The 11,762-nt window shown below is 72.6% G+C and carries 14 protein-coding genes; 9 read left to right on the top strand and 5 right to left on the bottom strand.

Going from position 1 to position 11,762, the window contains the following annotated elements:
* Window positions 1-41: 41 nt before the first annotated feature.
* Window positions 42-1,289 (top strand): hypothetical protein, encoded by a 1,248-nt coding sequence (locus AOJ26_RS20615; RefSeq protein ID WP_053849804.1) that lies wholly within the window; start codon window positions 42-44, stop codon window positions 1,287-1,289.
* A 1-nt stretch (window position 1,290) separates the two neighbouring features.
* Here the strand turns inward: AOJ26_RS20615 and AOJ26_RS20620 are convergent, their stop codons facing one another.
* Window positions 1,291-1,704 carry a VOC family protein gene (locus AOJ26_RS20620; protein WP_053849805.1) on the bottom strand — a complete coding sequence of 138 codons (414 nt, stop codon included), beginning with the start codon at window positions 1,702-1,704 and terminating at the stop codon, window positions 1,291-1,293.
* A 96-nt stretch (window positions 1,705-1,800) separates the two neighbouring features.
* Window positions 1,801-2,691 (bottom strand): neutral zinc metallopeptidase, encoded by an 891-nt coding sequence (locus AOJ26_RS20625; RefSeq protein ID WP_053849806.1) that lies wholly within the window; start codon window positions 2,689-2,691, stop codon window positions 1,801-1,803.
* Between the two features lie 196 nt (window positions 2,692-2,887).
* Between AOJ26_RS20625 and AOJ26_RS20630 the strand changes: the two genes are divergently transcribed.
* The 3 genes from AOJ26_RS20630 (at window position 2,888) to AOJ26_RS20640 (ending at window position 6,003) form a co-directional block, all read left to right on the top strand.
* Window positions 2,888-4,486 carry an ABC-F family ATP-binding cassette domain-containing protein gene (locus AOJ26_RS20630; RefSeq protein ID WP_053849807.1) on the top strand — a complete coding sequence of 533 codons (1,599 nt, stop codon included), beginning with the start codon at window positions 2,888-2,890 and terminating at the stop codon, window positions 4,484-4,486.
* Window positions 4,487-4,838: 352 nt separating this feature from the next.
* A complete protein-coding gene (locus tag AOJ26_RS20635) occupies window positions 4,839-5,060 on the top strand; it encodes a helix-turn-helix domain-containing protein (protein WP_004002281.1) in 222 nt (73 codons plus the stop codon).
* A gap of 130 nt (window positions 5,061-5,190) precedes the next feature.
* Window positions 5,191-6,003, top strand: coding sequence for an enoyl-CoA hydratase/isomerase family protein (locus AOJ26_RS20640; protein ID WP_053849808.1), 813 nt, complete (start codon window positions 5,191-5,193; stop codon window positions 6,001-6,003).
* Here the strand turns inward: AOJ26_RS20640 and AOJ26_RS20645 are convergent.
* On the bottom strand, window positions 6,000-6,716 hold the full coding sequence (locus AOJ26_RS20645; protein ID WP_053849809.1) for a hypothetical protein: 717 nt from the start codon (window positions 6,714-6,716) through the stop codon (window positions 6,000-6,002). The two genes, AOJ26_RS20640 and AOJ26_RS20645, sit on opposite strands and share 4 nt — an antisense overlap.
* An 86-nt stretch (window positions 6,717-6,802) precedes the next feature.
* On the opposite strand from AOJ26_RS20645, the gene AOJ26_RS20650 reads away from it, so the two are divergent.
* The 5 genes from AOJ26_RS20650 to amaP are packed head-to-tail and all read left to right on the top strand — an operon-like array spanning window position 6,803 to window position 9,145.
* Window positions 6,803-7,261, top strand: coding sequence for an Asp23/Gls24 family envelope stress response protein (locus tag AOJ26_RS20650; protein WP_053849810.1), 459 nt, complete (start codon window positions 6,803-6,805; stop codon window positions 7,259-7,261).
* Window positions 7,262-7,297: 36 nt separating this feature from the next.
* Complete coding sequence (locus AOJ26_RS20655) at window positions 7,298-7,483, top strand: hypothetical protein (RefSeq protein WP_053849811.1); 186 nt, start codon at window positions 7,298-7,300, stop codon at window positions 7,481-7,483.
* The gene (locus AOJ26_RS20660; RefSeq protein WP_053849812.1) at window positions 7,480-7,878 is read left to right on the top strand and encodes a hypothetical protein; all 399 of its coding nucleotides are present in this window, start codon (window positions 7,480-7,482) and stop codon (window positions 7,876-7,878) included. The genes AOJ26_RS20655 and AOJ26_RS20660 overlap by 4 nt, the downstream gene beginning before the upstream one ends.
* Window positions 7,875-8,561, top strand: a complete 687-nt coding sequence (locus tag AOJ26_RS20665) for a DUF6286 domain-containing protein (RefSeq protein ID WP_053849813.1) — start codon at window positions 7,875-7,877, stop codon at window positions 8,559-8,561. Before AOJ26_RS20660 ends, AOJ26_RS20665 begins: the two co-directional genes overlap by 4 nt.
* A gap of 5 nt (window positions 8,562-8,566) precedes the next feature.
* On the top strand, window positions 8,567-9,145 hold the full coding sequence (amaP, locus tag AOJ26_RS20670; protein WP_053849814.1) for an alkaline shock response membrane anchor protein AmaP: 579 nt from the start codon (window positions 8,567-8,569) through the stop codon (window positions 9,143-9,145).
* Window positions 9,146-9,175: 30 nt separating this feature from the next.
* Here the strand turns inward: amaP and AOJ26_RS20675 are convergent, their stop codons facing one another.
* Window positions 9,176-9,931: an SDR family oxidoreductase gene (locus tag AOJ26_RS20675; protein ID WP_053849815.1), complete on the bottom strand. Its 756-nt coding sequence runs from the start codon at window positions 9,929-9,931 to the stop codon at window positions 9,176-9,178.
* Between the two features lie 5 nt (window positions 9,932-9,936).
* Window positions 9,937-11,721 carry a glycoside hydrolase family 15 protein gene (locus AOJ26_RS20680; protein ID WP_053849816.1) on the bottom strand — a complete coding sequence of 595 codons (1,785 nt, stop codon included), beginning with the start codon at window positions 11,719-11,721 and terminating at the stop codon, window positions 9,937-9,939.
* Window positions 11,722-11,762 lie beyond the last annotated feature (41 nt).

Below are 11,762 nucleotides of genomic sequence, written 5' to 3' on the forward strand. Positions count from 1 at the left end.
GCCCCCCGGAGGGCACACCGGCCCCCGCGGAACTGGCCAGAATGGCGCGCACCGGTCTTGCCGCCGCGGCCCGCGTCGCACACTGGGCCGACGGTGCCCTGGGACCCGGCCGGGACGGCGCGGGCTCCGAGGGCAGCGGCACGCTCTCCGACGAGACCGCCGCCCGCGCGGCCGCGGACCTCGGCCTGACCGCGGCCCAGGTCCGCGCCGACTGGGACACCGCCCGCCTCGCCGGCCTCGTCGAGGTGCACGGCGACAACGCCCGCCCGGGCTGGCGGCTGCGCGCCTGGGACCGCGACGACAGTGCCGTCCTGCGCGGCTGGGTCGCCCTCTTCGACGCCTGGTCGCTCGCCTTCCCGGAACCCGCCGACCGGGAGCCCGCCGCCGTCGCCGAGGTCGTCTCGGCCATGCCCCAGGTGCTCTCCTTCCTCCAGCTGTCCGCCGGTCCCGTCCCCGTCGAGCAGCTCCTGGACCTCCTGGAGCAGCGGGTCATCGAACTGCGCACCGAGCGCTGCGAGATCCCCTACGGCCCGCAGCCGGAGCCCGTGGAGGAGCCCGAGACGGCCGACGCGCCCCTCGCCCCCCTCCTCGACTGGGCCCTGCGCGCCCTCGCCTCCGTCGGCGCCCTGACCTACGGCGACGGCCAGGCCACCCTCACCCCGCTCGGCAGCTGGGCGGTGTGGGTCAAGCTGGAGCAGATCTGCGTCGCCGCCCAGAGCCCCGCCGGCAACATCGAGGTCGCCGCCGAGGAGATGCTGCGCGGCTGCGCCCAGCTCCGCCCCAACGCGGCCCGCGCCGAGTACCGCGCGTGGCTCGCCGCCCGCCCCGTCGGCAGTGCCGTCACCGAGCTCCTCGGTGCCGCCCGCGGCGACGACGCCCTGCTGCGCGGCCTGGCCTTCGAGGCGCTGCGGGTGGTCGGCGCCCCCGCCGAGCCCGACGTCCGCTCGGTGGCCGACGAGCCCACCCTGCGGCCGTACGCCCTGCTGTGGCTGGCCGAGCACGACGGTATCGACCCGGAGGACGCCCACGAGGTCCTCACCCGCGAGGAGGCAACCTGGCTGTGGGTCGACACGGCTGCCGCCGTCGCGGACCACGGCGAGGCCCCGATGTTGGTGCGGCACCTGGAGTCCGCCCTCCAGCCGACCGTGCCCCAACTGCTCGACGAGGTACGGGCCGTGGGTCATCCGCGCACCGTGCAGGTCCTCGTCGCGCTCGCCGCCGCGCACCCCGACCCGGCGCTCGCCAAGGCCGTCCGCCGCGCCGCCTTCCAGGTGCACACCGGCGGCTGAGTCAGGGGCGGATCTGCGGGGCGTACGTCCCGAAGCTCCACACATTGCCCTCGGCGTCCCGGGCCATGTAGTCCCGGGAGCCGTAGTCCTGGTCCGTCGGGGGCATCAGGATCTCCGCGCCGTGCTCCACGGCGCGGCGGTGATGCGCGTCGACGTCGTCCACGACGACGTACACCCCGGCCGGGCCCGCGTCCTTCATCAGCTTGTCGTAGGCGCTGCCGGTGCCCTTGGAGCCGAGCATCACCACGCCGTCGCCCTGCACGAGCTCGGCGTGCGCCACCAGGCCGTCCTCGCCCTCGTACACCGCGAGCTCGGTGAAGCCGAAGGCCTCCGTGAGCTGCCTGACCGCCGCCTTCGCGTCCGCGTACAGCAGTGCCGGGCAGATGCTCGGGCGTCCACCGCCGGTCCCCGTCATGCCGATCACTCCCTTGTGACCAAAAAGCCGGACATCGATCCGTGGACCAGTCTCGCAGCGACCACTGACAGCCGCCCTCGCACCGGATACCGGCCGTCACCGGAACGTGTCGCACCGCTCCGGCTCGCCGCTCCGGTACCCCTCCCGGAACCACTGCTGCCGCCGCTGCGCCGACCCGTGCGTCCACGACTCCGGTGTCACCCGGCCCTGGAACCGCTCCTGGATCCGGTCGTCGCCCACGGCCGCCGCCGCGTCCAGACCGTCGGCGATGTCCGCGTCGGTCAGGCTCGTGATGAGCGGGCGGCCCGTCGACTCGTCCTTCGTGGTGGTCGCGTGGCGCGCCCACACCCCGGCGTAGCAGTCCGCCTGGAGCTCCACCCGCACCGCGTTGCTGTCGGCGCCGGTGCGCCCGTCCTGCGACCGGCTCAGTGTGCCCATGAGGTCCTGCACGTGATGGCCGTACTCGTGCGCCACCACGTACGCCTGCGCGAACGGCCCGCCGGAGGCACCGAACTTCGAGCGCAGCTCGTCGAAGAACCCGAGGTCCAGGTAGACCTTCCGGTCGCCCGGGCAGTAGAACGGCCCCACCGCCGAGGTCGCCGAGCCGCACGCGGTGCCGACCCGGTCGCCGAAGAGGACGGTGCGGGAGGGGGTGTAGGTGGCGCCGCGCCGCTCGAACTCCTGGTCCCAGTAGTCCTGCACGCTGTTCACCACGGCCACCGTCCGGCAGTCGTCGCGCGTGTTCGCGTCCTGCCCGCTCTTGCAGCTCCGCTCGACCTCGGCGAGGCCGGAGGCCGTGGCCGCGGGCTGTCCGCCGCTGTCGGTGAGCCCGAGCTGGTCCGGGCCGACACCGAGGAAGAGACCGAGGAGCAGCACGACCAGCCCCCCGATGCCACCGCCGATGGTCGCCTTCCCGCCCGGGATGCGACTGCCGCGCACGTCCTGCACCTCGGAGGTGTCCAACCTGGCGTCGTCGTCGAACTGCATGCGGACACCTCCGGACGGGCGCGGCGACGGGACCGACCGGATACCCGGAGCGAGACCAACCGAACACCCGAACCCAGAAAAAGTGCTTGCACGCCCCCGTTAGACTTGGCCCATGGCCATTCTCCTCGCGCATTAGACGGCGGGAACGTCCTCAGCCGCCCATCCGTCAATCCCGAATCCGCCCTGGAGTCTGTCCGTGATCTCCGCCTCCGGTATCGAGCTGCGCGCCGGCGCCCGAGTCCTCATCGAGTCCGCCACCTTCCGGGTCGCCAAGGGCGACCGCATCGGCCTGGTCGGCCGCAACGGCGCGGGCAAGACCACCCTCACCAAGTGCCTGGCCGGCGAGGGCATCCCGGCCGCGGGCCAGATCACCCGCTCCGGCGAGGTCGGTTACCTCCCCCAGGACCCCCGCACCGGCGACCTCGACGTGCTCGCCCGCGACCGCATCCTCTCCGCGCGCGGCCTGGACGTCCTGCTGAAGAAGATGCGCGACAACGAACAGCGCATCGCCAACGGCCAGGGCGCCACCCGGGAGAAGGCGCTGCGGCAGTACGAGCGCCAGGAGACGGAGTTCCTCACCAAGGGCGGGTACGCCGCCGAGGCCGAGGCGGCCACCATCGCCGCCGCGCTGAACCTCCCGGACCGGGTGCTCGGTCAGCCCCTGCACACCCTCTCGGGTGGTCAGCGCCGCCGTATCGAACTGGCCCGGATCCTCTTCTCGGACGCCGACACCCTGCTCCTCGACGAGCCGACCAACCACCTCGACGCCGACTCGATCGTCTGGCTGCGCGACTACCTCAAGACGTACCGCGGCGGCTTCATCGTGATCTCCCACGACGTCGACCTGGTCGAGACGGTCGTCAACAAGGTGTTCTACCTGGACGCCAACCGCGCCCAGATCGACGTCTACAACATGGGCTGGAAGCTCTACCAGCAGCAGCGCGAGGCCGACGAGAAGCGCAGGAAGCGCGAGCGGCAGAACGCCGAGAAGAAGGCCGCCGCCCTGCACTCGCAGGCCGACAAGATGCGCGCCAAGGCCACCAAGACGGTCGCCGCGCAGAACATGGCCAGGCGCGCCGACAAGCTCCTGTCCGGCCTGGAGGCGGTCCGCCAGCAGGACAAGGTCGCCAAGCTGCGCTTCCCCGAGCCCGCGCCCTGCGGCAAGACCCCGCTGATGGCGGAGGGCCTGTCGAAGTCGTACGGCTCGCTGGAGATCTTCACCGACGTCGACCTGGCCATCGACAAGGGCTCCCGCGTGGTCATCCTGGGCCTCAACGGCGCGGGCAAGACGACCCTGCTGCGCCTGCTCGCCGGCACCGAGCAGCCGGACACCGGCGCGGTCGTGCCCGGCCACGGCCTCAAGCTCGGCTACTACGCCCAGGAGCACGAGACCCTCGACCCGGAGCGCACGGTCCTGGAGAACATGCGCTCGGCGGCCCCCGACCTCGACCTCGTCGAGGTACGCAAGACGCTCGGTTCGTTCCTGTTCTCCGGTGACGACGTCGACAAGCCGGCCGGGGTCCTCTCCGGCGGTGAGAAGACCCGCCTCGCGCTCGCCACCCTGGTCGTCTCCTCGGCGAACGTCCTGCTCCTCGACGAGCCCACCAACAACCTCGACCCGGCCAGCCGCGAGGAGATCCTCGGCGCGCTGCGCACCTACAAGGGCGCGGTCGTGCTGGTCACCCACGACGAGGGCGCCGTCGAGGCGCTCCAGCCGGAGCGGATCATCCTGCTGCCGGACGGCGTCGAGGACCTGTGGGGCGCGGACTACGCGGATCTCGTCGCCCTCGCCTGACCGTCGCCGCCGCTTGATCGAATGCGTGATCAACGGCGTAGGGATCATTCGGCCCACCGGTGATCCATCATCTGTGTGAGATCTCCTCGTACCGAGGTGTGTCCTACATCGATTTCACGGCCGAGTCCTTCATCGACAAGGGCTCGGCCGTCGTGCGTCTCTGACCTGGCACTTCACAAAGGAACCCGTTCGGCGGTACGAACGCGCCCGTGTGGAATCACGGATTCCATATGTGGGGACGCGCTCCTGTCGTCAAAACCATGTCTCACGGACCTTGCCGAATGGGTGGCCATGAACGCCCGGAGGGGTGATCATGAGAGAACCAGAGCGCACTTCCCATGAGGAGGCACGGGTGGCCGAGACTCTGAAGAAGGGCAGCCGGGTGACCGGCGCCGCGCGCGACAAGCTCGCGGCAGACCTGAAGAAGAAGTACGACTCCGGTGCGAGCATTCGGGCGCTGGCCGAGGAAACCGGCCGCTCGTATGGCTTCGTGCACCGGATGCTCAGCGAATCGGGCGTCACGCTTCGTGGGCGTGGCGGAGCGACGCGGGGCAAGAAGGCCGCTTCGTCCTGAACCGGGCGGCTCATCGTCTTCGATGGTGACCACCCGGTCGGTCGGCCGACTGGCCGGGTGGTTACTGTGCAGTCACTTAGCTGTGCCGTCCCGCGGCACGGAGGATGACCGCACCCATCGGAGGCGCCCCATGGCGACGTCCGGCCAGGATGGCCAGGAACTCGTTCCCCTGCTCGACAAGGACGGCGTACGGCTCACCGTCGAGGACACCCTCGCCACGGTGACGCTGACCAACCCGGCCAAGCGCAACGCCCAGAGCCCGGCTCTGTGGCGTGCCCTGGCCGAGGCCGGTCGGCTGTTGCCGGGCTCCGTCCGGGTCGTCGTCCTGCGTGGCGAGGGCAAGTCCTTCTCCGCCGGACTCGACCGGCAGATGTTCACGCCCGAGGGGATCGAGGGCGAGCCGTCGTTCGTCGACCTCGCCCGCAGTGGTGACGCCGAACTCGACGCCGCCATCGCGGAGTTCCAGGAGGGCTTCACCTGGTGGCGGCGCAGCGACCTCGTGTCCGTCGCCGCCGTGCAGGGCCATGCCATCGGCGCGGGCTTCCAGCTCGCCCTCGCCTGTGACCTGCGGGTAGTCGCCGACGACGTGCAGTTCGCCATGCGCGAGACCAGCCTCGGCCTGGTCCCCGACCTCACCGGCACCCACCCCCTGGTGGGCCTCGTCGGATACGCCCGGGCGCTGGAGATCTGCGCCACCGGGCGCTTCGTCCTGGCCGAGGAGGCCGTGAGCACCGGCCTCGCCAACATCGCCGTGCCCCTCGACCAACTCGACGGAGCGGTCAGCGACCTCGCGGCCGCCCTCCTGTCGGCCCCCCGCGACGCGGTCATCGAGACCAAGGCGCTGCTGCGCGGCGCCCAGGACCGCACCTACGACGAGCAGCGCGGCGCCGAGCGCGCGGCGCAGGCCCGCCGACTGCGGGACCTCGCCGGCGTGGGCGACTAACCCGCCACGGCCGTCACCAGCACGGCCACCGTCGGACCGTCCGGCAGCGCCGCTCCGACAGCGGCGCGGACCTCCCGGGCCACGTCGAGGGCCCGGCGGTCCGCGCCCACCGCGAGCTCCACGCGGACATGGCGGCGCGGCAGCGAACCGGCCCCGGCCTCCCGGTCCTCGATGTGCACCGGCCGGCCCAGCACCCCGGTCAGCCGGTCCACTCCGGGCACCGCCAGCGCGGCGACCCCGGCGCGCGTCTCGTCACCCGGCCCCGCTTCGGCCGGACGCGGCGGCTCGGACGCCCGTACGGCGGAACGCTCCGCGTTCTCCTCCAGCAGGGCCGTCACCCGCAGGTCCACCCCGCCCAGCTCCAGCCCCAGCCGCCCGGCCGCCGCCCCCGCGAGCACGCCGCGCAGCCGCTCCGCCGTCACCGGCAGCGGCTGGTCCGGCACGGCCTCGAACTCCGCCGCCAGCCGCAGCGGCCCGGGCGGCAGCGCGCTCGGAGGCGCCGGTACGGCGGACTCGTACGTCTCCTCCGGACGGGCGAGCCCGATGCGCACCGCGCCCAGCCGCACGCTCCGCAGGTCCCCGGCCGCCGCCCGCAGCACCCCCCGGGCCGCCTCCTCGGAGATCCACGCGCCGTCACGCGGCCCGCCCAGCGGCAGCAGTCTGCCGAGCCCGAGCTGCTGCCGCACCGTCCGTGCCCACTGCTCCGCCGTCATTCCTCCAGCCTGCCGCATCTCCGGCGCGCGTTCGCGCAACCGCGCTTACGGTGGTCGAAGGAGGACGACCGAAAGGGGTGACGGCGATGACCGAGACGACGCAGAACACCGAAGTGGAGTCGCAGGCGCGCAAGACCGTCAAGCGCGGCGGCGGCGACCCGGCGACCCGTGGGCGGACCACCATCGCCGACGGTGTCGTGGAGAAGATCGCCGGACTCGCGGCACGGGACGTCCTCGGCGTCCACGCCATGGGCAGCGGACTGAGCCGCACCTTCGGGGCCGTACGGGACCGGGTGCCCGGCGGTTCGAAGTCCGCGACCCGCGGGGTCAAGGCCGAGGTCGGCGAGGTGCAGACCGCGCTCGACCTGGAGATCGTCGTCGACTACGGCGTCTCCATCGCGGACGTGGCCAAGGCCGTACGGGAGAACGTCGTGACCGCGGTGGAACGGATGACCGGTCTCGAGGTCGTCGAGGTCAACATCGCGGTGAGCGACGTGAAGCTGCCCGACGAGGAGGACGAGGAGCCGGAGCCCCGGATCCAGTAGCCGCACTCAGCCCCAGGGACCTTGAGGGAGCGCACGATGAGCATGGCCGTGGTCGGTTTGATCGCCGGCATGGCGTTGGGCTTCGCGGGATATTTCGGCGGGTTCGGCGCCTTCCTGCTGGTGGCGGCGCTGGGCGCCATCGGCTTCGTCGTCGGCCGGTTCCTGGAAGGGGACCTGGAGATCGGCGACTTCTTCCGCACCCGTGACGACCGGCGGAGATGACGTCCGTGAGCAGTGCGGCCGGTGCGGCGGACGAACTCCGCAGACCCCTGACCGCGACCGCCGTTCCCCCCGGCGACCGGGGGGCCACGAGGATCGCCGACCGGGTGGTGGCGAAGGTCGCGGGACAGGCGGCCCGCGAGGCACTCGGGGACCTCCCCGCCGAGGCCGAGCCCCCCTACGCCACCGTCGTCGTCCACCACGCGGTGGCCCGCATCCGCATGCACCTCGAACTCGGCTATCCCGGTGACATCGGGACGCGTTGCCGCGAGGTGCGTCAGCAAGTGGTCGAGCGGGTAGTCGCGTTGGTGGGAATGGAGGTGTCGGAGGTCGCGGTGCAGGTGGAGCGGCTGTACCCGGCACAGGCGCAGGGCGCGGGACAGGGGAGGACGCGATGAGCGAGCCCCAGGGCTCCGAGGGCACCACACAACGACTGCCGGTCATCGAACGGTCGGCGGAACCGGACCGGCGCGACGACTCCGCGACGACAGCCGGGTACGGACCGCCGGTCGTCCCGGAGGCCGGGACCGCGGGCGGCGCACACCGCTTCTGGTCGGCGCGCAGGGTGCCGGCCGGTCTCGTCGCCCTGCTGCTCCTGCTCCTCGCGGGGATCTTCCTGTACGACATCGCGGCCGTCCGGGCCCACCGGCCGGCCATGCACTGGCGCCGCACGCTCTCCGGGCAGCTCGCCACCCGTCCCCTGGACGACACCTGGGTCCTGGTCGGCGCCGGTGTGGCCGCCGCTCTGGGCCTGTGGCTGCTCGTCCTGGCCGTCACACCGGGGTTGCGGGGCGTCCTGCCGATGAGCCGCACCCACCCCGACGTCCGCGCGGGTCTCCACCGGGACGCGGCCGCCATGGTCCTGCGCGACCGGGCCATGGAGGTGGCCGGCGTCCAGTCCGCACGCGTACGCATGAGGCGTCGGAAGGCCGACGTCCGCGCGGTCTCCCACTTCCGGGAACTGGACGACGTGCGCGCCGACCTCGACGCGAGCCTCGGCGAGGCGGTCAGAGGACTGGGCCTGGCCCGGCCCCCCGCCCTGTCGGTGCACGTGGCGCGCAGCACCGGGAAGAAGGGCTGAGGCCGATGCAGAGGACCGTCAACCGTGTACTGATCGGCCTGGTGGGCCTGGTCCTGCTCGTCGTCGGCGGCTCGGTGCTCGCCGTGGGCCTCGGCCTCGACCCGCCCTCCTGGTGGATCCACGACGGCAAGAAGGACGTCCTGCTGAGCGACGCGGAGCGCACCCGCTGGGACGGCGAGGGCTGGTGGTGGCCCGCGGTCATCGCCGCACTGGCGCTCGTGGTGCTGCTGACCCTGTGGTGGCTGACGGCGGTCCTGCGCAGGCGCCGGCTCACGGAGGTGCGCGTCAACACCGGCGACGGCGAGGGCGCGCTCCTGAGGGGCCGGGCCCTGGAGGGCGTGCTGATGAGCGACGCGGGGCAGTTGGACGGCGTACAGCGAGCCCAGGCGCGTCTGAAAGGCCGCCCGGACGCCCCGGAGACCCACGTACACCTCCACCTGGAACCGCACGTGGACCCCGGAACGACCCTGAACCACCTGACGGCGGAGTCCCTGGCGCACGCCCGCAATTCAGCGGGCCTCGACTCACTGCCGGCCGAGGTCCGCATGACCGCCGTCAAGCACAAGGCGGAGAGGGTCAGTTGAGAAACCCGGGGGCGTGGGGCCGTGTCCGCCTCAGAACCCGTGCCGCATGCCCCCGTCGACGGGCAGCATGACCCCGGTCAGGTAGGAGGCGGCCGGCGACAGGAAGAACGCCGCGGCCCGCCCGAACTCCTCCGGCGTCCCGTACCGGCGCAACGGAATCCGGGACTCGTTGGCGGCCCGCGTGGCCTCGGGATCGGCCGACATCGCGTCCAGTTCGCGCACGCGGTCCGTGTCGATGCGCGACGGCAGGAGGCCGACGACCCGGATGCCGCGCGGCCCGAGTTCGTCCGCGAGCGACTTCGCGAACCCGGCGAGACCGGGACGCAGCCCGTTCGAGATGGTCAGCCCCGGAAGCGGCTCGTGCACCGACGCCGACAGCACGAACCCGATCACGCCCCCGGCCTCCAGCTCCGCCGCGGCCGCCCGGGCCAGCCGGACCGCGCCCAGGAACACGGACTCGAACGCGGCCTGCCACTGCTCGTCCGTGTTGTCGGCGACGAAGCCGGGTGCGGGCCCGCCCACGCTGATCAGCACCCCGTCGAAGCCGCCGAAGTGCTCACGCGCGGCGGCGATCAAACGCTCCGGCGCCGACGGATCGGCGTTGTCGACGGCCACGCCCACGGCGTTCGGCCCCAGCTCCGCGGCCGCGGCGAGCGCACGCTCCTCGTCCCGGCCGGTCACCACGACCTTCGCCCCGTCCGCGACCAGCTCGCGCGCGGCCGCGTTGCCGAGCCCACGGGTCGCTCCGGTGACGACGTACACACGGTCCTTCAGTCCAAGATCCATGGCCCCTATCCTGCCTCCTCGCCCCCGAACAGAGTGAGGGCGGTGTTCACCAGACCGATGTGGCTGAACGCCTGCGGGAAGTTGCCGAGCTGGGCGCCGGCCACCGGGTCGTACTCCTCGGACAGCAGCCCCACGTCGTTGGTGAGGCCCAGCAGGCGTTCGAAGAGGTCCCGCGCCTCCTTCTTGCGGCCGGTCATGTGGAGCGCGTCGGCGAGCCAGAACGAGCACACCAGGAACGTGCCCTCGCCACCGGGCAGCCCGTCGACGGGGGTCTCCTCGGCGCTGTACCGCCGTACCAGCCCGTCGTGGCCCAGCTCCGCGCGGATCGCGTCGACGGTGCCGACGACCCGGGGGTCGTCCGGCGGCAGGAAGCCGGTGCGCGGGATCAGCAGCAGGGACGCGTCGAGTTCACGTGAGCCGTAGTACTGAGTGAAGGTGTTGCGGTCGGGGTCGTAGCCCTTCTCGCAGACCTCGCGGTGCACCTCCTCGCGCAGCGCGCGCCAGCCCTCCAGGTCGCCGGTCAGGTCCGGGAAGGCTTCCAGGGTGCGCACCGCGCGGTCGGCGGCCACCCACACCATGACCTTCGAGTGGACGAAGTCGCGGCGGCCGCCGCGCACCTCCCAGATCCCCTCGTCCGGCTGCCGCCAGGAGGACCGCAGGAAGTCCAGCAGGACCCTCTGCAGGGACCAGATGTGCGGCTTGGCGGCCAGGCCCGCGTGCCGGGCCAGCGACAGCGAGTCCATGACCTCGCCGTACACGTCGAGCTGGAGCTGTTTCACGGCCTCGTTGCCGATGCGCACCGGCCGGGAGCCGCCGAAGCCGGACAGCCACGGCAGCTCGAACTCGGGCAACCGCCGCTCGCCCGCGACGCCGTACATGATCTGGAGGTCCGCCGGGTCGCCGGCGACCGCGCGCAGCAGCCAGTTCCGCCAGGCCTCGGCCTCCTCCAGATAGCCGCACTGCACCAGGGCGGCCAGGGTGAGGGTGGAGTCGCGCAGCCAGCAGTAGCGGTAGTCCCAGTTGCGCACCCCGCCCATCTCCTCCGGCAGCGAGGTGGTGGCCGCGGCCACGATGCCTCCGGTCGGCCGGTAGGTGAGCGCCTTCAGGGTGATCAGGGAGCGGACCACGGCGTCCCGGTGCGGACCGTCGTAGCGGCAGCGCGCCGCCCACGCCTGCCAGTCGGCCACGCTGCTCTCCAGCGCCTCGAAGGGGTCGGTCAGCGGGGGACGCGGCTCGTGCGAGGGGTGCCAGGTCAGGACGAACGCGATCTTCTCACCGGCCTCCACCGTGAACTGGGAGTGCGTGCCGAAGTGTTCACCCCAGGTGCGCACCGGGGGCACGCTGCGCAGCCACGTCGAGTCGGGTCCCGCGACGGCCACCCGGTGCCCGTCGGACCTGCGCACCCACGGCACGACCGAGCCGTACTCGAAGCGCAGCCGGAGCGTGCTGCGCACGGTGACCCGGCCGCGCAGCCCCTCCACGATCCGTACGACGTCGGGGGCCACGTCACGCTGCGGCATCAGGTCGGTGACCCGCACGGCGCCCTCGTCGGTCTCCCACTCGGTGTCCAGGACGAGGGTGCCGGGGCGGTAGACACGCCTCGTGCACCGGTCCGCGCCCTCGGGGGCGATCCGCCAGTGGCCGTTCTCCTCGTCCCCGAGCAGCCGGGCGAAGCAGGCCGCCGAGTCGAAGCGGGGCAGGCACAGCCAGTCCACGGAGCCGTCCATGCCGACCAGGGCGGCGGTCTGTTCGTCGCCGATGAGGGCGTAGTCCTCGATACGGGGGTGCACCCAGTGCGGTTTCCCTGGCGGTCGGGCGGGCAATCAGGGGT

The organism is Streptomyces sp. NRRL B-24085, from assembly GCF_001282115.1.
Lineage (GTDB): Bacteria > Actinomycetota > Actinomycetes > Streptomycetales > Streptomycetaceae > Streptomyces.